General features: G+C 65.6%; 21 protein-coding genes and 2 pseudogenes. 14 read left to right on the plus strand and 9 right to left on the minus strand.

Annotation, left to right across the window (positions count from 1 at the left end; genetic code table 11):
• The first annotated feature begins 85 nt into the window (after positions 1-85).
• The 3 genes from pcp to rdgB all read left to right on the plus strand — a co-directional run bounded on the left by pcp (position 86) and on the right by rdgB (position 1926).
• Positions 86-745 carry a pyroglutamyl-peptidase I gene (gene pcp, locus C484_RS05855; protein WP_006825023.1) on the plus strand — a complete coding sequence of 220 codons (660 nt, stop codon included), beginning with the start codon at positions 86-88 and terminating at the stop codon, positions 743-745.
• A gap of 107 nt (positions 746-852) precedes the next feature.
• Entirely contained in the window at positions 853-1134 is a 282-nt protein-coding gene (locus tag C484_RS05860; RefSeq protein ID WP_006825024.1) for a DUF5808 domain-containing protein, read from the plus strand.
• A gap of 246 nt (positions 1135-1380) precedes the next feature.
• Complete coding sequence (gene rdgB, locus C484_RS05865) at positions 1381-1926, plus strand: RdgB/HAM1 family non-canonical purine NTP pyrophosphatase (RefSeq protein WP_006825025.1); 546 nt, start codon at positions 1381-1383, stop codon at positions 1924-1926.
• Positions 1927-1935: 9 nt separating this feature from the next.
• Here rdgB and C484_RS05870 read toward each other — a convergent pair whose 3' ends face one another.
• From C484_RS05870 to C484_RS05875, 3 genes are all read right to left on the minus strand, one after another.
• Entirely contained in the window at positions 1936-2445 is a 510-nt protein-coding gene (locus tag C484_RS05870) for a DUF7384 family protein (RefSeq protein WP_006825026.1), read from the minus strand.
• Positions 2438-2566 (minus strand): hypothetical protein, encoded by a 129-nt coding sequence (locus tag C484_RS24565; protein WP_275040110.1) that lies wholly within the window; start codon positions 2564-2566, stop codon positions 2438-2440. Before C484_RS24565 ends, C484_RS05870 begins: the two co-directional genes overlap by 8 nt.
• Before the next feature lie 77 nt (positions 2567-2643).
• Complete coding sequence (locus tag C484_RS05875) at positions 2644-3753, minus strand: putative sulfate/molybdate transporter (protein WP_006825027.1); 1110 nt, start codon at positions 3751-3753, stop codon at positions 2644-2646.
• Positions 3754-3963: 210 nt separating this feature from the next.
• On the opposite strand from C484_RS05875, the gene C484_RS05880 reads away from it, so the two are divergent.
• From C484_RS05880 to C484_RS05895, 4 genes are all read left to right on the plus strand, one after another.
• The gene (locus C484_RS05880; RefSeq protein WP_006825028.1) at positions 3964-4971 is read left to right on the plus strand and encodes a HypE family hydrogenase expression/formation protein; all 1008 of its coding nucleotides are present in this window, start codon (positions 3964-3966) and stop codon (positions 4969-4971) included.
• Between the two features lie 129 nt (positions 4972-5100).
• Complete coding sequence (gene thiD, locus C484_RS05885; protein ID WP_006825029.1) at positions 5101-6462, plus strand: bifunctional hydroxymethylpyrimidine kinase/phosphomethylpyrimidine kinase; 1362 nt, start codon at positions 5101-5103, stop codon at positions 6460-6462.
• The gene (locus C484_RS05890) at positions 6459-7457 is read left to right on the plus strand and encodes an LLM class flavin-dependent oxidoreductase (protein ID WP_006825030.1); all 999 of its coding nucleotides are present in this window, start codon (positions 6459-6461) and stop codon (positions 7455-7457) included. The genes thiD and C484_RS05890 overlap by 4 nt, the downstream gene beginning before the upstream one ends.
• Before the next feature lie 84 nt (positions 7458-7541).
• On the plus strand, positions 7542-7877 hold the full coding sequence (locus tag C484_RS05895) for a tRNA-binding domain-containing protein (RefSeq protein WP_006825031.1): 336 nt from the start codon (positions 7542-7544) through the stop codon (positions 7875-7877).
• 176 nt (positions 7878-8053) lie between these two features.
• Here C484_RS05895 and C484_RS22050 read toward each other — a convergent pair whose 3' ends face one another.
• The gene (locus tag C484_RS22050) at positions 8054-8413 is read right to left on the minus strand and encodes a hypothetical protein (protein ID WP_083867294.1); all 360 of its coding nucleotides are present in this window, start codon (positions 8411-8413) and stop codon (positions 8054-8056) included.
• A 381-nt stretch (positions 8414-8794) separates the two neighbouring features.
• On the opposite strand from C484_RS22050, the gene mutS reads away from it, so the two are divergent.
• From mutS to C484_RS05930, 7 genes are all read left to right on the plus strand, one after another.
• A complete protein-coding gene (mutS, locus tag C484_RS05900) occupies positions 8795-11443 on the plus strand; it encodes a DNA mismatch repair protein MutS (protein WP_006825032.1) in 2649 nt (882 codons plus the stop codon).
• 98 nt (positions 11444-11541) lie between these two features.
• A complete protein-coding gene (locus C484_RS05905; protein WP_006825033.1) occupies positions 11542-12342 on the plus strand; it encodes an SDR family NAD(P)-dependent oxidoreductase in 801 nt (266 codons plus the stop codon).
• Between the two features lie 83 nt (positions 12343-12425).
• A complete protein-coding gene (locus tag C484_RS05910) occupies positions 12426-13325 on the plus strand; it encodes a dihydrodipicolinate synthase family protein (RefSeq protein WP_006825034.1) in 900 nt (299 codons plus the stop codon).
• A gap of 200 nt (positions 13326-13525) precedes the next feature.
• Complete coding sequence (gene mutL / locus C484_RS05915) at positions 13526-15733, plus strand: DNA mismatch repair endonuclease MutL (RefSeq protein ID WP_006825035.1); 2208 nt, start codon at positions 13526-13528, stop codon at positions 15731-15733.
• Positions 15726-16820, plus strand: a complete 1095-nt coding sequence (rtcA, locus tag C484_RS05920) for an RNA 3'-terminal phosphate cyclase (RefSeq protein WP_006825036.1) — start codon at positions 15726-15728, stop codon at positions 16818-16820. The genes mutL and rtcA overlap by 8 nt, the downstream gene beginning before the upstream one ends.
• Positions 16821-16929: 109 nt before the next feature.
• Positions 16930-17883 (plus strand): bifunctional 2-dehydro-3-deoxygluconokinase/2-dehydro-3-deoxygalactonokinase, encoded by a 954-nt coding sequence (kdgK1, locus tag C484_RS05925; RefSeq protein ID WP_006825037.1) that lies wholly within the window; start codon positions 16930-16932, stop codon positions 17881-17883.
• A 230-nt stretch (positions 17884-18113) separates the two neighbouring features.
• Positions 18114-18665 carry a GNAT family N-acetyltransferase gene (locus tag C484_RS05930; protein WP_006825038.1) on the plus strand — a complete coding sequence of 184 codons (552 nt, stop codon included), beginning with the start codon at positions 18114-18116 and terminating at the stop codon, positions 18663-18665.
• Positions 18666-18751: 86 nt separating this feature from the next.
• On the opposite strand, the gene C484_RS05935 is transcribed toward C484_RS05930, so the two are convergent.
• The 5 genes and pseudogenes from C484_RS05935 to C484_RS05955 form a co-directional block, all read right to left on the minus strand.
• The gene (locus C484_RS05935) at positions 18752-20050 is read right to left on the minus strand and encodes an RNB domain-containing ribonuclease (RefSeq protein ID WP_006825039.1); all 1299 of its coding nucleotides are present in this window, start codon (positions 20048-20050) and stop codon (positions 18752-18754) included.
• A 145-nt stretch (positions 20051-20195) separates the two neighbouring features.
• Positions 20196-21309: pseudogene (locus tag C484_RS05940) on the minus strand (sensor histidine kinase).
• Between the two features lie 88 nt (positions 21310-21397).
• Positions 21398-22869 (minus strand): annotated as a pseudogene (locus C484_RS05945) (ATPase domain-containing protein).
• A gap of 100 nt (positions 22870-22969) precedes the next feature.
• Positions 22970-23794, minus strand: a complete 825-nt coding sequence (locus C484_RS05950) for an MBL fold metallo-hydrolase (protein ID WP_006825042.1) — start codon at positions 23792-23794, stop codon at positions 22970-22972.
• Positions 23795-23887: 93 nt separating this feature from the next.
• Positions 23888-24394, minus strand: a complete 507-nt coding sequence (locus C484_RS05955) for a hypothetical protein (protein WP_239640926.1) — start codon at positions 24392-24394, stop codon at positions 23888-23890.
• Between the last annotated feature and the right edge of the window lie 29 nt (positions 24395-24423).

Genomic DNA, 24423 nt, shown 5'->3' on the forward strand with positions numbered 1-24423 from the left:
GTGCCGGCCTGGTCGACACCGGGGCCCGACAGCTGACTGCCGAGACCCTGGCACTCTTGTGGTGACGGCAAGAGTTCCGCAACTGATGACCGCCGACACGGAGCCCGACAGCGCAGACACCACCGTCCTACTCACCGGCTACGAACCCTTCGGCGAGTTCAGCTCGAATCCCGCCTCGAAACTGGCAACGCGACTCGACGGTCTCGACCGCGAGACGTACACGATTGTCGGCCGCGAACTGCCGGTCGTCTTCGATCGCGCGGCGACCGAACTCACCGCTGCGATCGATGAACACGACCCTGAACTCGTCTGTGCGCTCGGACTGGCCGCCGGCCGGCACGCGTTGTCGCTCGAACGCGTCGGAATCAATCTCCGCGATACGAGTTCGGCCGGCGTGCCGGACAACGACGAGCGGCGCGTGGTCGACGATCCCGTGGTCGCGGACGGGCCTGGGGCGTATTTTGCGACGCTGCCGCTTCGGGCGATGAAGGCAGCGATGCGGGACGCCGGGGTGCCGACGAGGCTGTCGACCGACGCCGGCACGCATCTCTGTAACAATCTGCTGTATACCGCTCGTCACGTTTCGGAGACGGCGGCTACGGACCACGAGTTCAGCGTCGGCTTCGTCCACGTGCCGCTCTCGCACGAACAGGCGGCGGTTCGCGACGAGGGAGAACCGAGTATGGCACTCGAGACGATGCAGGAGGGCGTCCTTGTGGGGCTCGAGACGGCCTGTTCTCAGTAACGCGCTGTGCGGGCGACTCCGAAACTGATCGCGTATCGAGAGTGACCAATTTCCATAATCGAGGCGAGCACACAATACTCTTAATACGGGAGGTCGTACTGGCGGGTATGGCAGACAAACCGACCTCCGGTGAGATTCTCGGAGTACCGTACAACTTCGAACGGCCGAGCATCGGTCGCATGCTCTCGTCGTACTGGCAGCCGGGCGAGGGAATGCTCGTCGAGAAGCCCTTCGGCGTCGGCTACACGCTGAATCTCGCGAACTGGCGCTCGTGGATCGTCGTCGTTATCGCCGGTGCGCTGCTGTGGCAACAGGAGCAAGGCTCGTCCACGGACACCGAGGAGCAGGAAGACGAACCCGTCGAAGTCATCGTCGACGACGATCACTGAGCGGCGAGTTCAGTCGCACACGTCGTTTCTCTCGGTTCTGTAGGTTCTGTAGTGGATAGCATAGAGGGTAGTAACTGTCACACCACCAGTGAGTGGGGTCTGTGCGTTCGATTTCGCTCTCACGGTCGTCCCGTTTCGAGGTCTACTCGTGCTCGGTTCGAGCGGTCAGTTGCCTGTCGGGCACCGATTCGACCCGCAGCGGGCGCAACCGACGGCTATATTCCCGCGGCGACCGCTGCCTCGAATATGGCCATTCGGTTCGTCACCGGGAACGATGGAAAGGCGCGCGAGGCCCAGTCCTATCTCGAGGGGATCACCACCGTCGAGCAGGTGCCCTACGACTACACGGAAATCCAGAGCGACTCGCTCGAAGCCATCGCGATTCGCGGCGCGGAAGAAGCGTTCGCTGAACTCGAGGATGGCGATCCGATTCTAGTCGGCGACACGGGACTGTTCGTCGACGCGCTCGGGGGCTTTCCGGGGCCGTACTCGGCGTACGTCGAGGACACGGTCGGTGTCGAACGCCTCTGGCGACTCGTCGAGTCGGAGGACGACCGCAGGGCGCGGTTCAAGACGATTATCGGGTTCACGGACGGCGACCGGACGGAAACGTTCGAGGGAACGCTTGCCGGGACCATCGTCTCGCCACGCGGCGACGGTGGCTTCGGCTACGATCCGATCTTCGAGTTCAACGGACAGACGCTGGCCGAGATGGACGTCGAAGAAAAGAACGCGATTTCACACCGCGGGCGGGCGCTGGCGGCGTTTACCGAGTGGTACGCCGATCAGTAGTCGGTCAACTTATTCGCGCGGGTCGCGGTCCGGTCCCGGATATGTTCCGCCTTCGACCGCCGAATAGAGATTTTCGGGATCGAACACAGTCGCGAACGCGTCCGGCGTCCGCACGCTGAGCGAGAGTCGCGGCTGCATGGAGAGTCCGGCGGCCGCCGAGTTCAGCGACTCGTCGTAGGAGAGCAGGTGCGCTGCCTCGCCGCGGTAGGCCGAGGCGAGCGCCGGGTGATCGTCGTCGGGGTGGTCGACGGCGACGCGATCGGCTTCGAGGCGTGCTCGATGGTCGGCCGCGAGGTCGGGATCGGCGAGGGCGGCGACGAGGCGTTCGGTCGCCGCGAGCAGGTGATCGCTCGCGACGAGGTCGATCCAGGAGTGGCGGCGGACGTGATCCAGCGCCCTGCGGGCGTCGCCGTCGAGCAGCAGATCGGCGGCGAGAACCGTGGGATCAGCGACGATACGGGACGGATTCGGTTGCGGTGTCGCCTGATCGGGATCGGAATCCGGATCAGGATCAGTCATCCCGCTCACCCGAACTCGACGCCGGTCGGTCGTCCAGTTCGTCGGCGGTCGTCCGGATCCGGTCGAGGTCGACGTCGTAGCTCGCTCCGCGTTCGAAGAGGTCGCCCCAGGTGGTGGTCATCGGCGGTGGTTTGTCCTATCGGGAGAAAAGTCGCCCGGGTTTTCGCGCCCGGTTTTCCCACCGCGTTTGTGGACGATTCAGGCATAACGTGACAGCAGCCAGAACGCGACGGCACCGAGGACGAACGCGACGCCGACGTTCACCGCGAGGCCGACGACGCCGACGCCGACGACGAGGCAGAGCGCGCGGGTGTCCGCGGCGGAGATCGGAGCGAACGCCGCGCGGCCGAGTTCGATCGCGACGACGACGAGCAAGACGCCGAGCAGGGCGACCGGGAACGCGGCCAGCAGCGCGCCGGTTGCGACGAGCGCGAGGGCGACGTACCCCAGGCCGAGCAGGACGTTCGCGCCGGCGGTTCGCGCGCCGAAGGCGTACTTCCCGGCGAGGCCGCCGCTGCCGTGACACATTGGGACGCCGCCGAACGGGATCGCCGCGAGACAGGTGACGCCCATGCTCTGTGAGAGCTTGTCGGCGGAGATGTCCTGGTCGTAGAGGTCGCCACAGAGCAGCGCGGTCGCGATGGCCGCGTTGCCGACCGTCATCCCGAGTTGGGCGACGGTACCCTCGATCGCCGCGGCGGAGAGCGTCGGCGCGCCGGCGGGGAAGAGTTCGGCTGCGGGAACGCGGGGCGTCGGGACGCCGGCGGCGAGGACCGCGGCGACGCCGCCGAGTGCGAGCACGACGAGGACGCTCGACTGCCGGTAGCCCGCGAGGGCGAGCGCGCCGACGACGGCGAGGCCGGCGGCGGCCACGCCGGGCGCGCCGACCGAGAGGTCGACGGCGGCCTCGAACAGGAGCAGAGCGACGGCGAGTTGGACGCCGCGGATCACCGGTTCGCCGACGACGCGCTGGAGGTAGCCAACGAGGCCGAGCGAGCCGACGCCAAGCAGGACGACGCCGGCGAGCAGCCCGGCCGCCGCGAGTTCGGCGTAGGAGAGTGTCCCGACGATGGCGAGTCCGATCAGGGCTTTCATCGGCTCGACGGAGAGCGGCAATCCGTAGTACAGCCCCCAGACGATCTGGAAGACACCGAAGCCGACGAGCACGTGTGGCAGCGAGACGGTCGTGGTGGCGGCGAGGGCGACCAGCAGCGGCAGGACGGTAACCGAATCACCTAGCGCACCCGCGAGTTCACTGGTCGAGAACTCGAGATCGGACCGAGTCGGCGACGGGAGCGAGTACGCCATTCACACGCCCTTTGGCGGGGATCGGTTTTACTGTTTGCAGAAACCGGTTACGGTTTCTCGTTCGGTGTGAGTGAACCGTCGGTGGATACACCGCGTGTCGGACTCGTGGACGAACGGAAACGGTTCGCGTCGGCAGCGAGAACTCGTCCGGGGCGGGCGTGCACGGCGGCGATCAGTACGCTGAAGACCGGTCGGCCGGCTGGTTTGCGTATGACCGACCTCGGGAAGATCGACCGCGAGTTCTTCGAGCAACGGATTGCGCCGAACCTGGGTGCGTCTCGGGACGATGTCGTGATCGGGCCGACTCACGGCGTCGATTTCGGCGTGCTGGATATCGGTGGGCAGGCGCTCGTTACTGCGACGGACCCGCTCTCGATCCTGCCGGCGCTCGGCTTCGAGCGCGCGGCCCGGTTCGCGCTCGATCTCGTGCTCGCGGACGTGGCCGTCAGCGGCGTCGCGCCGTCGCACCTCTCGATCTGCTTTACGCTCCCCGAGACGATGACCGACGACGAGTTCGCGACCGTCTGGGAGACGATCCACGGGGAGTGTCGCGACCTCGGCGTCTCGGTCGTGACGGGGCACACGGCGCGGTACTCCGATCTGTCCCACCCGTGGGTCGGCGCGGCGACCGCGATGGGGGTCGGCGAGCACGACACGGTCGTCCGCCCCGACGGCGCGCGCGTCGGCGATCGGCTCCTCTTGACGACCGGTCCCGCCGTAGAGGCGGTCGGTCTCCTCAGCACACTCTTCGGCGACGATCTGGACCTGCCGGCGGACGTGATCGCCGACGCGCAGGACCGCCTCGACGAGGTCTACGCGGTCAGGGACGCGCTTACGGCGGCCGCATCGGGACCCGTCACCGCGATGCACGACGTGACCGAGGGCGGACTTGCGGGCGCGCTGAACGAGATGGCGGCGGGTGCCGACGCCCGATTCGTGGTCGACCGGGAGGCGGTGCCGGTGCGTCCCGGCGTCGCCGAGGTCTGCGAACGCCTCGAACTCGACCCCTGGGCGATGACCAGCTGCGGCTCGCTCGTCATCGCAGTCGACCCGGACGCCGTCGACGCGGTGCAGACGGCGCTCGAAGACCGAGGGACCGTCGTCGCGGACATCGGCCGCGTTGAATCGGGGTCTGGGGTCACGGTCGATGGCGAACGACTCGAGCATCCGCGCACCGATCCGTCGTGGGCGGCCTACGCGGAGCTTGCACGTGAGTAGCATAGACTGAACCGCTTCCGAGTCGTCGAGCCGACCGATGACGGCTCACTCCATCCGTCCACCGAGTTCATCGATCCGCCCGGGTTTCGGACCACTATCGATTTGTATAACCAGCGAATACCTCCGGCTATGAGAACTCCAGCACCCGACAGTCGCCCCGTCGCGCTGACGATCGCGGGCAGCGACTCCGGCGGTGGGGCCGGCATCCAGGCCGACCTCGCGACGATGACCGCCCACGGCGTCTTCGGCACGTCGGCGATCACCGCCGTCACCGCCCAGCACACCCGCGGCGTCGAGCGCTCGTTCGCCCTCCCCGCCGAGGAGGTCGACGCCCAGATCGAGGCGGTCACCGGCGACTTCGACGTCGGTGCCGCGAAAACGGGCATGCTCGCGACGACTGAACTCGTCGAGACCGTCGCCGAGCGCGCGAGTTCGTTCGCGTTTCCGCTGGTCGTCGACCCCGTGATGGTCGCGACCTCGGGGGATCGGTTGCTCGAACCCGCGGCCGAACGGGCCTACGAGGACCTCCTGTCGGACACGACGCTCGCGACGCCGAACGCGGACGAGGCGGAGGTGCTGACTGACATCGCGGTGACGGACGAGGAGAGCGCCCGCGAGGCCGGCGAGGCGATCCGCGAACTCGGCGTCGACGCGGCGCTCGTCAAGGGCGGGCACGTTCCCGGCGAGACGGTTCGAGACGTGCTCGTCACCGAAGACGGCACCACGACGTTCGAGCACCCGCGCATCGACACGGCGGCGACCCACGGCTCCGGCTGTGCGCTGTCGGCGGCGATCGCAGCCCGCCTGGCGACGGGGGACGACCTCGAGACGGCCGTCAGCGGCGCGACCGACTTCCTCGTGCGGGCGGTACGATACGCCTACGACGTTGGCGAGGGCGACGGGGCGGTCAACCACGCCGTCGAATTGCGAAACGCGGCCGCCCGGGAGGCGACGAGCGAGGAAGTGCAGACCATCGTCGACCGACTCGTCGACGCCGACGTCTCCGAACTCGTCCCCGAGGTCGGGATGAACGTCGTCGGCGCGACCCCCTACGCCGAAGCGGTCGACGAGACGGCCGCCGTCGAAGGCCGGATCACGCGCACGCTCTCGGGCATCCAGCCCAACCGCGGCGTTCGATTCGGCGCGTCGAGCCACGTCGCCCGCTTTCTCCTCGCCGCGCGCGAGTTCAGCCCGGACTGCCGATTCGCCGTCAACTGCCGGTTCGGCCCGGACGTGGAGGCGGCGCTCGCTGAACTCGGCTGGGAACGCGCCGAGTACGACCGCGCCGACGAGCCGACGGCCGACGAGGAAGGCGAGACGATGGGGTGGGGCGCGCGGCAGGCGTTCGTTGATCGGAACGACGAGGAGCCGCCGACGGCCGTGATCGACCGCGGTGCGGTCGGCAAGGAGGCGATGACGAAACTGCTCGCGGACGACGCCGCGACCCTCGCCGAGCGCGTCGTCGCGCTCGATTCGGAGGTCCGCCGATGAGCGCACCTGACGCCGCGGTCGAGACGGCGACTGAACTCGGCGTCGGCGTTATCCTCCCCCAGTACGGAACCGAGATCGACGCGGTTCGCGAGACGGCGATTCGGGCCGAATCACTCGGCTACGACGGGGTCTGGCTCGAGGACCACTTCCAGTCGTGGATCGGCGACCCGCATCGCGGGGCCCACGAGTGCTGGACGACGCTCAGCGCCGTCGCCGAGGCGACCGACCGGGTTCGCGTCGGCACGCTCGTCACGAGCCAGTCCTACCGACAGCCCGCGCTGCTGGCGAAAATGGCGGCGACGGTCGACCGGATCAGCGACGGCCGACTCGACCTCGGCCTGGGCGGAGGCTGGTACGGCGACGAGTACGACCGGTTCGGCTACGAGTTCAGGGAGCCGCCGGCAGAGCGGCTCCGACGGCTCGCCGAGACGGTCGAGATTCTACGGGGACTGTGGACTGAAGAGAGCTACAGCCACGAGGGCGAGCATCTCGATATCGAACTCGAGGACGCGTTCTGCGAGCCGCGGCCGGTCCAGGACCCGCACCCGCCGATCTGGATCGGGGGCGGCGGCGAGGAGTTCACCCTCCGGTACGCGGCCGAACTGGCCGACGGCTGGAACTTCGGGACCCTCTCGCCCGAGGGATTTCGGGAGAAACTCGACGTGTTGCGGAGCCACTGCGAGGACGACGCGCGGTACGACGAGATCCGCAAGTCCGCCGAACTGTTCGTCTTCGTCGGCGAGACGACTGCGGATGCGGAACGCAAGCGGGCAGCGTTCGCGGACGAGTTCTTGCCGGACGAGCCGAGCGAACCGCGGGAGTTCTTCCTTTCGGGATACGTCGAGACGGCACCGACCGGGACGCCGGCGGAGATCCGCGAGCGCCTCGATGCGTACGTCGACGCCGGAATCGAGACGGTCATGCTGGCGGTGCCGGACGCGGCGGCCGACGAGGACGAGAGCCTGGCGCTGCTGGCCGAGGAACTGCTCGCGTGAGCCTGCGGTCCGAACGCCTCGCTGCGGTCCGCAAGACTACCGGAAACCGAACGCTCATTCGCCGGGCGGACGATAGCACCGCGCATGGTCGAGAGTCCATTCGACGCCGAGATTCGTGTCGGCGAGGTACTGGAAGCCGAATCGTTCCCCGAAGCGAACAAACCGAAGATGACCAAGCTGTGGATCACCCTCGGCGAGGACCACGGCGAGATTCAGTCCGCGGCGCAACTGGATCACCACTACGACCCGACTGAACTCGAGGGCCGGCGGGTGCTGTGTGCGACGAACTTGGGCTCAGTGCGGATTGCGGGATTCAAATCCGAGGCGCTGACTGTCGGCGTCCCCGACGAGGACGAGTTCCCGGTGCTAGTCGAACCGGATCGGGATGTGGATGTCCCGCTCGGCGGGTCGCTGTATTAACTCGACACCGATCCCTTCTCGGGTACTGATCGGGCTGTTCGGGTCGTTTTCCGGCGAACTCTTCACCGAAAACGTATTTGAAAGTGTGATGCTTTTCGATCAGATTTCGTTCCTTCGAAGAGAGCGTGTTTCCCAGTCAATGAAGGAACGTAGCGACCAGTCAGTTCCCCCCAAGATCAGTCGACGGTGGAACAGTCAAATGATCTCCAGATACTGAGTGCAGCTCCACTGTCTTCTCGTGCATCACCAATATATACCCGTACCTGAACACATTCCTGATCGTACGCAGCGAAATCAAGAGTTACGGCATCTTCTTTGGATTGATCACCTCGCCACGTGTGTAAAATATACGATCCTGGCTCTGTCGGATAGCCCTCAAACGCTACTCCGCTCCACTTCCCGTCTCCCAATCCAGTCGATTCATCCGCAGCTGACGGGATTTCGACCGCCCTCTCGTATACCACCTCACCGTTCTCAGTTATTTCAACAGAGAGATCATACGCATCAGATTCATGATTGATCGCCTGAAGTTGCATCAATCGGGTATCTACTGTGGAACTCTCGCGGCCGGAACAACCAGCGAGTACCACAGGGAGACCACCGCCCATCAACAGTAGAGTTTGCCGCCGCGTACGGAGGGACATACGAGTGAAACTCGTAGATATTACATATGCTTTCCTAAATGAATTGGTTTGGGAAAGACGATACTAACCAGTAGAAGGGGCGGTCACGGTTGTGGACGAGAGAGGAGAGGCGAGATTCTTCGGGGAGTGATTCGGGCGCTGTCCCGAGTGGGCGTTTCCGGTCAGTTCCGCTCGAAGAGATCTCGTCCACTCGACAGGTGTCCTGCGTTCGGTTTCGATCACTTCCACTACGGATCCCGCAGGGTTTTTGTGATGGAAAGCCAGGCTCCGAGTATGACAGAGGCGACGGGCATCGTCGGCGAGTTCTTCTCGCTCAAGGAGGACACCGACGCAGAGCTGTTGGCGATGCAGTGTGGGGATTTCTACGAATTCTTCGGCGAGGACGCAGAGACCGTCAGCGACGAACTCGATCTCAAGGTCTCCCAGAAGTCCTCGCACGGCTCGTCGTACCCGATGGCTGGCGTGCCGTTAGACGACCTGACGCCGTATCTCAAGGCCTTAGTCGAGCGCGGCTACCGGGTCGCCGTCGCCGACCAGTACGAAACCGAATCGGGCCACGCGCGCGAGATTGAGCGGGTCGTCACGCCCGGGACGCTGCTCGAGACGAGCGACGCCGACGCGCAGTACCTCGCGGCGGTGGTCGACGGCGGCTCCGGCTCCGATCCGCGCTACGGCCTCGCCTTCGCCGACGTGACGACGGGGCGCTTTCTCGTCGCCGAGGCCGCGGACACCGACGCCGCACTGACCGAACTCTACCGGTTCGATCCCGTCGAGGTGCTGCCCGGCCCCGACAGCCGGACGGACGACGACCTGTTGGGGACGGTCCGCGAGCGCATCGACGCGGCGCTGACGCTTCACGAGACGGAGGCCTTCGCCCCGAAGCGCGCCGCACACGCCGTTCGCGAGCAGTTCGGCCGCGAGACCGTCGAGCGCCTGTCGGTTGGCCCCGAGGCGACGGCCGCCGCGGGCGCGATCCTCTCCTACGTCGAGGAGACCGGAGCCGGCGTGCTCGCGTCGATGACGCGCATCCAGGCCCACCACGGCGACGATCACGTCACCCTCGACGCGACGACCCAGCGCAACCTCGAACTCACCGAAACCATGCAGGGCGAGCGCGACGGCTCGCTGTTCGCGACGATCGATCACACCCAGACCAGCGCCGGCGGCCGGCTGTTGAAGGAGTGGCTCCAGCGCCCGCGGCGCGCGCTCGAGACGCTGGAGCAGCGCCAGGAGAGCGTCGCGGCGCTCTCGTCGGCGGCGCTCGAACGCGACGAGATACAGGACACGCTGGGCGAGGCCTACGACCTCGCGCGCCTGGCATCGAAGGCGACCCACGGCAGCGCGGACGCGAGAGACCTCCTCGCGGTTCGGGAAACCCTCGCCGTGCTCCCGGCGCTCGCGGAGACCATCGACTCGACGCCGGATCTCGCAGAGTCGCCGCTGGCCGAAATCGTCGACCGGCCGGACCGCGCCGCCGCAGCGGCCCTTCGGGAAGCGCTCGAAGACGCCATCGCCGAGGACCCGCCCTCGACGGTAACCCAGGGCGAACTCTTCCAGTATGGCTACGACGACGACCTGGATGAGGTCATCGACCGCCACGAGGAGGTCAAACAGTGGCTCGACACGCTCGACGAACGCGAGAAGCGCCAGCACGGCCTCTCACACGTGACCGTCGACCGAAACAAGACCGACGGCTACTACATCCAAGTCGGCAAATCCGCCGCCGACGGGGTCCCCGACCACTACGAACAGGTCAAGACCCTCAAGAACTCCAAACGGTTCACCACCGACGAACTGGAGGAGAAAGAACGCGAGATCCTCCGACTCGAGGAGCAACGCGGCGAACTCGAGTACGACCTCTTCGAATCGCTTCGCGACGACGTGGCCGAGCGAGCCGAACTCTTACAGGACGTCGGCCGCGCCCTCGCGACGGTCGACGCGCTGGCGAGTCTCGCGACCCACGCCGCAGAGAACCGGTGGGTCAAGCCCGATCTGCACCGCGGCGACGCGCTCGACATCGATCAGGGACGCCATCCCGTCGTCGAACAGACCACTGAGTTCGTCCCGAACGACATCCGGATGGACGGCGAGGATCGGGGCTTCCTGGTGGTCACCGGCCCCAACATGTCCGGGAAGTCGACGTACATGCGACAGGTCGCCTGCATCGCCCTGCTCGCCCAGATCGGGAGCTTCGTCCCGGCGAAGGAAGCCGAGATCGGTCTCGTCGACGGCATCTTCACCCGCGTCGGCGCGCTCGACGAACTCGCGCAGGGCCGCTCGACGTTCATGGTCGAGATGAGCGAACTCTCGAACATCCTCCATACGGCGACCGAGGAGTCGCTCGTTATCCTGGACGAGGTCGGGCGCGGAACCGCAACCTACGACGGCATCTCGATCGCCTGGGCGGCCACCGAGTACCTCCACAACGAGGTCGCAGCCAAGACGCTGTTTGCGACCCACTACCACGAACTCACCGGCCTCGCGGAGAACCTCCCGCGGGTCGCGAACGTCCACGTCGCGGCGGACGACCGTGACGGCGACGTAACCTTTCTCCGAACCGTTCGAGACGGCCCCACGGACCGATCCTACGGCATTCACGTCGCGGATCTCGCCGGCGTCCCCGGTCCCGTCGTCGACCGCGCACGGGATGTCCTCGAGCGTCTACGCGAGGAGAAGGCCATCGAAGCCAAAGGCGGCGACGCCGGCGAGCCGGTCCAGACGGTGTTCGATGTCGGCAACGGGCAGTTCCGCGGCCCGGCGAACGCCGACGGTGGTGCGCCGAACGATACCGCAGAATCCGACGACATCGACCCCGAAACCGAAGCCGTCCTCGACGATCTCGAAGAACTCGACGTGAACGCGACGCCGCCGGTCGAGTTGATCACGAAGGTCCAGGAGTGGCAGGAAAAACTATCGGAGTGATGCTCAACGGGAGGGCACAAATCCATCCAGCGTACAGTTTTCTATCGGATACGTTTCCATCGGTAAATCTATAGGCGAATGCGGCATCGGGTAGCACGATGCACGAACCAGACTACGGTGTCGCGGGCGAAACCGCCATCGTCACGGGCGCGAGTCAGGGAATCGGAAAGGCGATCGCGGAGACGCTCGCCGCGAGCGGGGCGAACGTCGCGATTTGCTCGCGCTCGATGGACCGAATCGGGCCGGTCGCCGAGGCGATCACCGACGCCGAGGATGTCCCGGGCGAGGCCCTCGCGGTCGAATGCAACGTCCGCGAGCGCGACCAGGTGCAATCGTTCGTTGACGAGACCGTCGAGGCGTTCGGCGACATCGACGTACTCGTCAACAACGCCGGCGGCGAGTTCGTCGCGAACTTCGAGGACATCTCGGAGAACGGGTGGAAGACGATCGTCGACCTCAACCTCCACAGCACCGTCCACTGCACCCAACTGGCCGGCGAGGTCATGCGCGAGGGCGACGGCGGGTCGATCGTCAACCTCTCGTCGGTCAACGGCCAGCACGCCGCACCGGGCGAGAGCCACTACGGGGCCTCGAAGGCGGCGATCATCCGGTTGACGGAGACGCTGGCGACCGAGTGGGCCGGCGACGGCATCCGCGTCAACTGCATCGCGCCGGGATTGATTCAGACGCCCGGCGTCGCCGAGACGCTCGGCATTCAAAGCGAGGACATGCCCGCGCGCGAGAAGACCGAGCGCCGGATCGGCCACGCCGAGGAGATCGCAGACGCCGTCCAGTTCCTCGTCAGTCCGGCCGCGTCGTTCATCACCGGCGAGACGCTCACCGCGAAGGGCGTTCCCCGCGCCGGGAACTCGATGTCCCAGGACCTCGGACTGGAGTAGGCCGCTTCGAAACCCGCTCGCGGTCGACTCCCGCGCTTGCACCGACACGAGACGTTTTGTCGACGGCCCCGGAAGACGAACGTATGCCAACCACCCTCACCGCAGCGCTGTCCGGAATCACCTGTCCGCTCGTGACGCCGTTCGACGAGAGCGGCGACATCGACGCCGACGCGTTCGGCGACCTCGTCGAGTTCACCGTCGGCGGCGGTATCGACGGAATCTTCCCCTGCGGAACGACGGGCGAGTTCGCGAGCCTTTCCCCGGCCGAACGCCGGCGCGTCACTGAACTCGCGGTCGACCGCGCTGACGGCGAGGTCCCCGTTCTCGCGGGGACGGCCGCGACGAGCGTTTCCGAGGCCGTCGCGGCGATCGAGGACGCCGCTGCGGTCGGCGCTGACGCGGCGGTCGTCACGCCGCCGTACTTCCACACCGCGAACGACCCGGCGGGCAATCGACGGTTCTTCGAGGCCGTCGCCGACGAGTCGCCGCTGCCGCTGCTGTTGTACAACATCCCGTCCTGTACCGGTCGGGGGCTCGCGCTGGAGACGATCGAAGCGCTGGCGACCCGCGAGGACGTGATCGGACTGAAGGACTCGAGCGGCGACCTCGAGTTCGTCTGCGATGCGATACGACGGACACCGGCGGAGTTCCGCGTGGTGCAGGGCTACGATGCGTTGCTCGTCCCGGCGCTTCGGATGGGGGCCGACGGCGGGGTGAACGCGCTCGCGAACGTCGTTCCCGAGGTCTACGCCGAGGTGGCAGAGCGGGCCGACGACGAGCGCGGCGGCGAGTTGCAGGGGGCCGTGTCTCGCCTGTTCGACGCCTGCGGCGAGTACGGGTTCGCACCGGCGACGAAGACGGCGCTTACCGCCCGCGGGGTGATTCCGACGGACACGGTTCGCCCGCCGCTGGTCGAGGTGCCGGCGGCGGGCCGGACGGCGATCGAGAACAGCCTCGAGGAGGTGCTGTCGCTGCGCGCGTAGGGGAGCGAGGATCTCGGCGGACTTTCATCGTTCGTCGGACGGGTGCGGAACCACAATTCTGACCACCCTCGAGCACCAGTAGGTACTGTACACCGACCGATCGGAACGACGGGGCGACCGACGAGTTCACGACGCCGCTCGGGGTCGTTCCGCGTTCGGGAATCACCACCACCACCACCATCACCATCCCATCCATCACCATGAGCGACACACAACCGCCACGGGACGAGACGGACATCCACCGGCTCGACGACGATACCGTCGCCCGCATTGCCGCCGGAGAGGTCGTCGAGCGGCCCGCAAGCGCCGTCAAAGAACTCGTCGAGAACAGCCTGGACGCCGACGCCTCGACCATCGACGTGACCGTCGACGCCGGCGGCACTGAACTCGTCCGCGTCGCCGACGACGGCCGCGGCATGTCCGAGGCCGACGTTCGGGCGGCCGTCCGAGAACACACGACCAGCAAGATCGACGGGCTCGACGACATCGAATCCGGCGTCCCCACCCTCGGCTTCCGCGGCGAGGCCCTCCACACCATCGGCTCCGTCTCGCGGCTCACCATCCGGTCGCGCCCGCAGGACGGTGACGACGCTGGTACTGAACTCGTCTACGAGGGCGGCGACGTCGAGTCGGTCGAACCCGCGGGCTGTCCGGCGGGAACGACCGTCGAGGTCGCGGACCTGTTCTACAACACGCCCGCCCGCCGAAAGTTCCTCAAGACGACGGCGACCGAGTTCGCCCACGTCAACCGGATCGTCACGCGCTACGCGCTCGCCAACCCGGACGTGGCCGTCTCGCTGACCCACGACGGCCGCGAGGTCTTCTCGACGACGGGACAGGGCGACCTCCAGGCGGCCGTCCTCGCCGTCTACGGGCGCGAGGTCGCCTCCGCGATGATCCCCGTCGAAGCCGACGGCGACGAACTCCCGCCGGGACCGCTGGAGCGGGTCTCCGGGCTCGTTTCGCACCCCGAGACCAACCGTGCGAGTCGGGAGTACCTCGCGACGTACGTCAACGACCGCGCCATCACGGCGGATGCGGTCCGCGAGGGGATCATGGGGGCCTACGGGACGCAACTGGGAAGCGATCGGTACCCGTTCGTCGTCCTCTTTCACGACGCCCCCGGCGAGGCCGTCGACGTGAACGTCCATCCGCGAAAGCGCGAGGTGCGCTTCGACGACGACGATGCGGTCCGCCGGCAGGTCGATTCGGCGGTCGAGGGCGCGCTGCTCGACAACGGCCTGCTTCGCTCGCGGGCACCGCGGGGCCGATCCGCGCCGAGCGAGGCGCGAGTGACACCCGACCGGCAGAAGCCCGAGCGTGAGAAAGGCGGGCCGGAAACGGAATCAAACCCGAGTTCAGCTAGCGACGACAGCGCGACTGGGAGCGAGTCTGGCGGTGCATCTGCGGCCGACGATACCGAGAACCGGACCGAAGCAACGCCGACGGGGGCCGCGACCGACGATATCGAACGGGGCGGCTTCGAGTCGGCGGCCGAACGGCGAGAAGCTGAGTCGACGGATGTTCGGGAAGTGGCGGACACCGATTCTGCCGACCGCGCGGCGGGGCAGAAGCCGGGACGGGTGCCGAATGACGGCAGTCCCACGACGTCCACCGCAGCGGGCGTATCGTCGGATACGGACACGGACACGAACACGGATCCGGATTCGAGCGCCGACGCCGTGGATGCGGCGCACGGCCGACGAGCGCTCGATCCCGAACGCAAGTTCGACGCCGCGACCGAACAGCGGACGCTCGCAGGCGACGCCGCGACGGGTGCGGGCGGCGACCACGAGTTCAGTTCGCTCCCGCCGCTGCGGGTGCTCGGCCAGTACAGCGACACCTATCTCGTCTGTGAGACCGACGACGGCCTCGTGTTGATCGACCAGCACGCCGCCGACGAGCGGGTGAACTACGAGCGTCTGCAAGCGGCCGTCGCCGAGGACCCGTCCGCCCAGGCGCTTGCCTCGCCGGTCGAACTCGAACTGACCGCGGCCGAGGCCGAGGCGTTCGCGGCCTATCGCGACGCGCTCGCGCAACTCGGGTTCTACGCCGACCGGGTCGACGACCGCACGGTCGCCGTGACCACCGTTCCCGCAGTGTTCGAGGAGACGCTGGACCCGGATCGGTTCCGGGATGTGCTCGCCTCGTTCGTCGAGGGCGACCGCGAGGCAGGTGCCGAGACGGTCGACGCGCTGGCCGACGAGTTCCTCGGCGACCTGGCGTGTTACCCGTCGATCACGGGTAACACCTCGCTGACTGAGGGCTCGGTCGTCGGCCTGCTCACCGAACTCGACGACTGCGAGAACCCCTACGCCTGCCCGCACGGACGGCCGGTGATCGTTCAGTTCGACGAGGGCGAAATCGAAGACCGGTTCGAGCGGGACTACCCGGGCCACGGTGGCTAACGTGGTCCGCGAACTCGACGGCGCGAGTGCCGGTGGTCAATTCCTGCGAACCACGCTCACACTGGCGATTCTCGAGCACGAACCCGTTCGCATCACGAACGTTCGCGGCGACCGCTCGACGCCCGGGCTTCGACACCAGCACCTGGCGGTCCTCGAGACGCTGGCCGAACTCGCGGCTGCCGACGTGTCGGGTGCCGAACTCGGCGCGGAGACGATCGAGTTCAGCCCGGGCAGGGCACGACTCGCGGGCGGCGACTACGCCGTCGACATCGGTACCGCCGGCAGCGTGACGCTGTTGTTCGATGCCGTCCTCCCGCTCGCGACCGAACTCGAGTCGCCGCTGTCGCTTACAGCGACCGGCGGGACGGACGTGGCGTGGTCGCCGCCGCTCGACTATTTTCGGCGCGTGAAGCTCCCGCTGCTCCGGCAGTTCGGCCTCGCGGCGGCCTTCGAGTGGAGCCGCCGCGGCTTCTACCCGGACGGCGGCGGGCGGGCGACGCTCCACCTCGCGCCCTCGTCACTCGAACCGATCGAGTTGACCGACCGTGCACGGTCGACCGCGATCCGCGTGTACTCGACGGAAGCCGCCGCGCTGGCGGATCGAAACGTCGCACATCGGCAGGCCGAAGGCGCACTCGAACGACTCGACGCGCGCGACTGTGACTGTGAACTCGTCGAGCGATCCGAGACGACGGCCGCCAGCGACTCTCCCGGATCGGCGGTCGTGCTTGTGCTTCGGATCGATGACGGCAAGCGGGGCAACGAGGAGAGTTGGGGTTCGCTCGCCGGATTCGGCGCTTTCGGCGAGCGCGGCGTGCCGGCCGAGCGCGTCGGCGAGAACGCGGCGGACGCTGCGAACCGGTTTCTCGACGGCACGGCCCCTGTCGACCGTCACATGGCGGACCAGCTGCTCGTCTTCCTCTCGGTCGCGGGCGGACGCGTTCGCGTTCCCGCCGTCACCGATCACGTCGAGACGAGTTGCGCCCTTCTCGAGTCGTTCGACGTTCCAGTCGAGAAGCGCCCCGAGAACGACACGGTCGTCATCGCGGTCGATCCAGCCGCACCCGGAACGGACGCAGACACCTGAGCGCGCTGTCACGCGGCCACGTGACACCGGAACAACTTATACCGGGAGCGTTCGATTGTCCCGATATGGTAGCCACAGACGGTTTCGACCAGCTCTGGAGGGCCGAGCCGTGAGCGAACTCGTCACCTTCGGCGAGACGATGCTCCGGTTCTCCCCGCCCGGCAAGCAGCGACTCGAAAACGCGAGCGAACTCGAGGTTCACGCCGGCGGCGCAGAGAGCAACGTCGCGATCACCGCCCAGCGACTCGGAACGCCCGCGGCCTGGCTGTCGAAGGTTCCGGAGACGCCGCTCGGTCGACGTGCCGTCGGCGAACTCAGACAGCACGGCATCGACACGGACGTCGTCTGGAGCCACCGCGGGAGACAGGGGACCTACTACGTCGAGCAAGGCGGCTCCCCGCGCGGGACGAACGTCGTCTACGACCGCGCGGACAGCGCCATCACGACCGCCTCGGCCCACGAGTTCGATCTGGATCGAATCCAGGACGCGCAGGTCTTCTTTACGAGCGGGATTACGCCCGCCCTCTCCTCGTCCCTGCGGGATGCGACGGCGAACCTGCTCAAGGCGGCGAGGCAGGGCGGGACGACGACTGCCGTGGACTTCAACTACCGGCGCAAGCTCTGGTCGCCCGAAGAGGCCGAGGAAACGATGACGAAACTGTTCCCGGGCATCGACATCCTCGTGATCGCGGCCCGAGACGCCCGCACCGTCCTCGGCTTCGAGGGTGATCCGCGACAGTTGGCACACAAACTCGGCTCGCAGTACGACTTCACGACGGTCGTTGTCACCCGCGGCGACGAGGGCGCGATCGCCTGGCACGACAGCGTCGTCCACGACCACGACGCCTACGAGACCGACACCGTCGACGCAATCGGGACCGGCGATGCGTTCACCGGCGCGTTCATCGCCCGCCGGCTCGACGGGGACGACGTGCCGACGGCACTCGAGTACGCGGCCGCAACGGCGGCACTCAAGCGGACGATTCCGGGCGACGCCGCGCTCGTTACTGCAGAAGAGGTCGAAGCGGTCGTCTCCGAACACGGGCAGGATATCTCTCGGTGATTACCACTCCCAGCGAGAGATAGCGATCCGGAGACGACGGGGACGACAGCACCGACGGCTCGAGTTCAGTCGGCGATCGCGTGCCAGGCTTCGGCGTCGTCACCGGCCTGGTTGCGGTGCTCTTCGGCGTCGGCGCACGCGTTCAGGATTAATCGAATCTCGAATTCGAGTCGGCACGCGCCCGAACCGGACGGGCGAACGATTTTATCGGAGAGCGCAGATGTTCGCGCATGGACTGGATCGCTCGACAGGCGACGCCGACAGCTGCGCCGACCGTTCGCGAAATCGCGCGCGAGAGTTGGCATGCCGCCTACGACGAGTTCCTCGGTTCGGCGCAGGTAGAGCGGATGATCGACGAGTGGTACGCACTCGACGAACTCGAGGAGTCGATTGCCACCGCGAGCGACCGGGACGACGAACTCTTCGTGCTGGCTGTTCCCGCAGGTGACACGCGTGAGAGCGATCGTGAGACAGCTGACGCCGTCGGATTCGCTCACGCCGGCAGCCACCCGGATGAGCCCACAGTCGCATCCCTGGCCCGACTGTACGCGCGGCCACCAGTCTGGGGGGAGGGCATCGGAACAGTCCTTCTGGAACGCGTCGAAGCCGACCTGCGGGCGACCTGCGAGCGCCTCCGACTAACCGTTCTCGCGGACAACGACATCGGCGTCTCGTTCTACGAATCCCGAGGATTCGATCGGGTGGCAACGCAGGTGTCGGATCTCGACGGGGCCGACGGAACGGGTGAACTCGAGGAGTTCATCTACGAGAAACGGCTGTGAACTCGGGGTGGCCGAGTTCGGAATCGGCTCGGTTTCGAGCTGATCTCTGTCTCCGTCTCGGTCTCGATCTTGATATTGATCTTGATCTACAGCGTCTTCTCGGCCTTACTCTCGTCTACAACTTCGATCCCGCGGTTGTTGACCGCCATCGGATCGAGGCTGACCTCCTGGAGGAACTGTTTGTACTCGCGTTCGCACTGTTCGGCGTCTTTTTGCTTGTCGCTCGCGCGGTCGCAGAGTTCGATCAGGTTTTCGGGCACGTCGTTCTGGTAGACGATCCAGTGGTTGATCAGGTCCGAGAGGCGACGGATGGGACTGGTGAAGTGGCCGTAGATTTCGAAGTTCAGCGCGTGGTGGCCGCCGAAGGGGTCGTTCATGTACTTCGCGCGGGGCATGACCTTCATCACGGCCCATTGGATCTTGTCGAGCTGGCGGCCGGGCGCTTCCTCGAGGGTGGCGTTGACTGCCTTTCGGGGGTCGTCCCAGGTGTCGCCGGGAATCGAGACGCCGTCTAGGTCCTGGATCTCGCGGAGGGCTTCGGACCACTCGTCGGGGCTGGGCTGGGGGTGGACGCGGTACATCGCCTCGACGCCACGGTCCCACATCAGCGTGTGCGTCACGGCCTTGTTGGCCTTCAGCATGCACTCTTCGATGATCGTGTGGGCGCGGTCGCGGGAGGGGTTGAGTACCAGCGAGCCGTCTTCCTTGCGCTGTTCGTGCATCTGATCGGCGAGTTCGTGGACGAGTTTGTTTTCCTCGTGCAACGGGGCGTCGGGATCGTCGAGGCGGTTCTCGGCCTGGGAGTAGGTGAGCCGTTCGTCCGACTCGATGACGGACTTGTAGATTTCGATGTTCTCGTAGCCCAGATGCTCCTTGTCCAGGTGCATCTCGACGGTGTGGGCGAGTCGCTCCTCGTTGGGTACGAGCGAGCAAACGGTTTCGGCGAGCACCGGCGGCAGCATGTGGATCGTGTAGCCGGGCAGGTAGACCGTGTTGCTACGTTCGACTGCCTCCTCCCACATGGCCGAGTCGGGGTGGACGTAGTGGGTCACGTCCGCGATGTGCACCCAGAGGACGTACTCGTCCTCGCGTTCTTCGATCGAGATCGCGTCGTCGAAGTCCTGGGCGTCGATCGGGTCCGTCGTCCAGGTCGTCAGATCGCGTAGATCCGTACGGTCGTCGATCTCGTCTTCGATTTCGGCCTGAACGTCCTCGGTTCTGGCCTCGGCCTCGTCGAGCACCGCCGACGGGAACTCGTCGCGGATCTCGAACTTCTCGAAGAGTTCGTCGCGCTTGTTGTCGAGATGGCGGGCGAGGTCCTCGGAGATTTCGACGGGACCTTGCCCTTCGGCCGTGCCGGCTTCGGCCTGTGCGTCGTCGCTCATGACGTGGCCTACGGACGTAAGGGTGAAAGTCGTGTCGGGATTGACATCGAATCGAGGATGCAACGGCGAACGGGGTGGCTGCGGGAGCGATGATCCCAGAACGGCACCAGAGCGAGTTCAGCGACGGTGTCACTGTCGACGGCCTTCACGAGGTGTCGGTTACCGCCGGAAGCGTAACGGAGAACGTCGCTCCCTCGCCGGGTTCGGATTCGACCCAGATGCGCCCGTCGTGTCGCTCGACGATACGCTTACAGAGGGCGAGTCCGATGCCGGTTCCGGAGCGCTCCTCGTGGCTGTGGAGCCGCTGGAACACCTCGAAGATCCGCTCTTGATCGTCCGGATCGATTCCGATGCCCTCGTCGTGAACGGAGAGTTTCCATTCCGAGCCCTCCGCCGTTTTCTCGGCGGTAATCGTGATCTCCGGGCGCTCCTCGCCACTGTACTCGATCGCGTTCGATAGCAAATTCTGAAACAGTTGCCGCAGCTGATCAGCATCGCCTTGCACCCGAGGCAGCGACTCGGCTTCGATGGCGGCCTCGTGCTCGTCGATCATCATCCGGAGGTCCTGGCGGACGTCTGCGAGGACGTCGTCCAGTTCGGTCGGCGTCAGCGGATTCCCCTCCGTATCGATGCGGGAGTACTCGAGCAAGGCGTCGATCATGCTCCGCATGCGATCCGCGCCGTCGATAGCGAACTCGAGGAACTCCTCGCCGTCCTCGTCGAACGTGTCCCCGTAGCGTTGTTCGATGGAGATAGCTCGAGACCATCCGCAGCGGTTCCTGCAGGTCGTGGGAAGCCGCGTAGGCGAACTGCTCGAGGGACTGGTTCGAAGCCTCGAGCTGTGAGATGTAATGGAGCAGATCCTTCGACTGCTCGCGGCGGACGAGCAACGAGTTCAGTCGGCGCACGAGCAGCGACCGGTCGATCGGTGCGTCGACGATGTCGTCGATGAGGTAGGGTGGTTCGCGCTCGTGGAGATCCGGCAGCGAAACGTGGGGATTGCTGTCGGCTCGGCGGATGAGGACGACGGGACAGAAGACGGGATCGCTTCGGTCGACGCGCTCCTGAAGGGCAGTGTGATACTCGGGAAACGTGTGGTCGTCGACGAGATAGAGATCGGCCTTGCCGATCGACTGCGTCGCGCGGATCTCGTAGTGATCCTCGAGGAGTTTCCGGAGCGCGGCGCGGTTACCCGTTTCCTCGATGAGTAACTGGACCGTGCTCGTTGTCGGTTGCTGATTGTGCGGACTCAGCGCCATGCACGATCACCGGTGTGAGAGCCTGGACACATACGACTGGACAGCATCCGACTGCGACCACAATCGCGGGCGAGTTCCTGTTGTCGTGTCATTCGTATCGGGAGAGATCCGTTGGTCCGCCGGATCGAGGGACGCCCTGAAGAATACCGTGGAGTCCGGTCAGCGGATCGCCGACGCGGATTCCATCGGACGTGATTTCGAACTCGCGGAGATTGGGCTCGAAGTTGCCGGAGCGTTTCTTCAAGATCCCGACGACTTTCTGGAGGCTGCTGTCCATCTCGACGTAGCTCAGGAACAGGAGATTGTCCGCGACGTAGCTCAAGTTGTTACTCGTCGCGTTCGAGATGCCGGTGATCTGCGAAATCTCGTTCGTCACCAACACCGTTATCCCGCGGTTTTTCAGGCACCGGGTCAGCGCGTGGAGCTTTCTGACCAGATTCTCCTCGTTCCCTTGAATCGAGGTTGTGTAGCCGTCGAGGCCGTCGATCATCACGATGTCGGTTTCCCGCTCGTCGATTTCGTCTTTGACCATGTGGGCGAACTCTCGCCCGAGAGCGTTCGCGGCTCGATTTCGGTCACCGAAAAGAGGCCGTTATCACGCATTTCGGTGACCGGCATCCCGATTGACTCCGAGCGGTGTTCGTACGTCTCGATGTCCTCTTCGAAGAGATAGACGGCCGATGTCAGTTCGTTCGCAGCCGCCTGCGTGAGCAATTGTGTACCGGTCGATGTCTTGCCGGCACCGGTCGGACCGCTGATGAACGTCACGGTGCGCTGGTCGAAGCCGCCACCGGAGAGTTCATCGAGGCCGGGGATACCGAACTCGAGGTGGTTCGATTCGAGGGGGTGTTCGTGCCGGTCGGGGACCAGTTGCGGGAACACTTCGAGCCCGTTTTCGCGAATTTCCATCGCGTGGTCGCCCTTTCGCTGCCCGAGCGCCCGGTGTTTTGCGACCTTGATTCGGCGGCCGCCGTCGCCGCGCGTGAGTTCGATGATGCCGTCGCTGAGCGATCGGATTTCGGTATCGTACTCCTGTTCCGTCGAGGGCGTTGCAGTCGTGAGAACGGTTATCTCGCGCTGTTTGAGAAAGCGCATAAACGCGAGAATGCGCTTTCGGAACTGGTAGTCGTTGGCTTCGACGTATCGAAGCTGTGTGATCGGATCGACGACGACCCGATCGGGATCGATCTCGCGGATTGCCTCGTGAATGTCCTGCGTGTAGCGATCCTGTTCGATGTCGCTCGGATTGACCAGATCGTAGGAGTAGTCTTCGGTGAAGAACTCGGAGTCGGGACCCAGATCGAGAAACTCCGCGCCGGAGACGTCGATATCGACCGCTTCGCCGTTCATGCGGATTTCATCTTGAGACTCTTCGCCGTGAATGAAAAGCACCGTTTCGTCGTTGGTTAGCCCCTCCTGAAGAAAGTGCATTCCGAGGAGCGTCTTCCCGGTTCCGGGTTGGCCGTGGACGAGATACATGCGGCCAGGAACGAACCCGCCATGAAGGATATCGTCGAGTCCAGCGACCCCGCTACTCAATGGAGTAGCACGATGTTCCATGTGAGGGTTGAATGCACTTGCCAACTATTAATAACTGGCTTGCGTCACGTTACCGGCCGCTTTATCATGTGGCATGGAAGCAACCAACAACTAGCAGGCGTTACAGCGTGTAGATTTCGCCGTCAAGCGCCAGTGGCTCCTCGAAGGCCTCGGCTTCCGGATAGAAGTGTGCGAGGTGGACCAAGCGAGTTCGTGTCGCGTTCAGTTCGTCGGCGAGCGCCAGCGCTCCCTCTCGGGTCATGTGTTTCGTCCCAAACGTGCGTGGGACGCCGTCGTCGTTCTCGTGTCTGCCGCCGATCGGATGTGCATCACAAAGCGCCGCAGGAACGATGGCGTCTGCGAGGAGCAAGTCCGGCTCGGCGAGAACCTCGCGTGAGCGGTCGGGGACGGCGTAGCTCGTATCCCCCGACAGTGATAGTTTCGCACCGGTTTCCGGATCCTCGATGGCAAGTCCGTAACAGATCAGCGGGGGATGGTCCACCGGAACGAGCGTCACGTCGAACCCGCAGATCCGGACGGATTCGAGCGGCGTCGTCGGAACGACCGTGATGGGGTCGAGGTAGTCGTAGTCGTTGGCCACCGTTTCCGCGACGCTCTCGCCCGTCTGCGGGTCCGTCTCGTTTGCCGCGTACACGTCGAGTTCATCGAATACGCGAAAGACGTTGCCGAGGCCGTCGAGGTGGTCGAAGTGGATGTGGGTGATGATGGCGGCGTCGGGGAGCGGAACGGACTCGCGGAGGAACTGGTAGCGAAAGTCGGGACTAAAATCGACGAGCAGCGCCTCGCCGGTGCGCTCGTTCTCGACATGGACCGAAAAGCGGGTTCGCTCGACGCCGCGCTCTCGGGCGGCCTCGCACGTATCACAGTCGCAGCCAACGGTCGGCGTGCCGGTGGTATCGCCGGTTCCGAGGAGGGTGACGCGCATCAGTCGTCTCCCTCGGGTGAAACGGATGTGGTTGTGCGTGTGCTCGTCCTCGAGAGCGCGCCGAGACTACAACCGCCGAGGCAACGCGGCGAGTTACCGCTCGTTGCTCTCCGGAGTCGGCGAGATGAACTCGGTCCCCTCCGCGGTGGCCCGTTCGATGAACGGATGCTCTTCGTTCGCTTCGAACCGTTCGGCCGGCAGAACGTGTACCGTGAGGACGATACCGTGTTCGAGCGCGATGTCGTGTGCGAGTTCAGTAAGTGCGCGCTCGCAGTCCGTCTGTTCGTCTGCTGTTGTCGCCACCTCGGCATCCTCGATACCGACGAGCAAATCGGCTTCCGTCTGGAGGGTACTGTCACCGCGGACGGCCGGGCCGAACGCGATGAGGCGGCGAATCGACTCGCTGAACTCGGTTCGAACGCGGGCGGCGATGCGCTCGATCGGATTGTCAGTTCGTGCGGCTTTCCCGGGCTGTGTGTCCTGTCCGGTTGGTGTCCGTTGGGCAGTCTGGGCAGTCTGGGAAGTTTGGGAAGTCTGAGCAGTCTCGGCGGTCTCGAAAGGCAACCCATCATCGGTCATCGCCTGCACATTCGAAGCCATCGCATAAAGGCTGTTCCCCGCAGCCGTTG

Origin of the sequence: Natrialba taiwanensis DSM 12281 (assembly GCF_000337595.1) — an archaeon.
GTDB lineage: Archaea > Halobacteriota > Halobacteria > Halobacteriales > Natrialbaceae > Natrialba > Natrialba taiwanensis.

Bases quoted from the DNA above. Each gene is read 5' to 3' on its own strand.
- C484_RS05860 (WP_006825024.1), top strand. From the start codon at position 853: ATGGCAGACAAACCGACCTCCGGTGAGATTCTCGGAGTACCGTACAAC.
- C484_RS05905 (WP_006825033.1), top strand. From the start codon at position 11,542: ATGCACGAACCAGACTACGGTGTCGCGGGCGAAACCGCCATCGTCACG.
- C484_RS05875 (WP_006825027.1), bottom strand. From the start codon at position 3,753: ATGGCGTACTCGCTCCCGTCGCCGACTCGGTCCGATCTCGAGTTCTCG.
- C484_RS05955 (WP_239640926.1), bottom strand. From the start codon at position 24,394: ATGGCTTCGAATGTGCAGGCGATGACCGATGATGGGTTGCCTTTCGAG.
- C484_RS22050 (WP_083867294.1), bottom strand. From the start codon at position 8,413: ATGCAACTTCAGGCGATCAATCATGAATCTGATGCGTATGATCTCTCT.
- C484_RS05870 (WP_006825026.1), bottom strand. From the start codon at position 2,445: ATGACTGATCCTGATCCGGATTCCGATCCCGATCAGGCGACACCGCAA.
- thiD (WP_006825029.1), top strand. From the start codon at position 5,101: ATGAGAACTCCAGCACCCGACAGTCGCCCCGTCGCGCTGACGATCGCG.
- C484_RS05935 (WP_006825039.1), bottom strand. From the start codon at position 20,050: ATGAGCGACGACGCACAGGCCGAAGCCGGCACGGCCGAAGGGCAAGGT.
- mutL (WP_006825035.1), top strand. From the start codon at position 13,526: ATGAGCGACACACAACCGCCACGGGACGAGACGGACATCCACCGGCTC.
- pcp (WP_006825023.1), top strand. From the start codon at position 86: ATGACCGCCGACACGGAGCCCGACAGCGCAGACACCACCGTCCTACTC.
- C484_RS05890 (WP_006825030.1), top strand. From the start codon at position 6,459: ATGAGCGCACCTGACGCCGCGGTCGAGACGGCGACTGAACTCGGCGTC.
- C484_RS05910 (WP_006825034.1), top strand. From the start codon at position 12,426: ATGCCAACCACCCTCACCGCAGCGCTGTCCGGAATCACCTGTCCGCTC.
- C484_RS05895 (WP_006825031.1), top strand. From the start codon at position 7,542: ATGGTCGAGAGTCCATTCGACGCCGAGATTCGTGTCGGCGAGGTACTG.
- C484_RS05880 (WP_006825028.1), top strand. From the start codon at position 3,964: ATGACCGACCTCGGGAAGATCGACCGCGAGTTCTTCGAGCAACGGATT.
- C484_RS05950 (WP_006825042.1), bottom strand. From the start codon at position 23,794: ATGCGCGTCACCCTCCTCGGAACCGGCGATACCACCGGCACGCCGACC.
- mutS (WP_006825032.1), top strand. From the start codon at position 8,795: ATGACAGAGGCGACGGGCATCGTCGGCGAGTTCTTCTCGCTCAAGGAG.
- C484_RS24565 (WP_275040110.1), bottom strand. From the start codon at position 2,566: ATGACCACCACCTGGGGCGACCTCTTCGAACGCGGAGCGAGCTACGAC.
- rdgB (WP_006825025.1), top strand. From the start codon at position 1,381: ATGGCCATTCGGTTCGTCACCGGGAACGATGGAAAGGCGCGCGAGGCC.
- C484_RS05930 (WP_006825038.1), top strand. From the start codon at position 18,114: ATGGACTGGATCGCTCGACAGGCGACGCCGACAGCTGCGCCGACCGTT.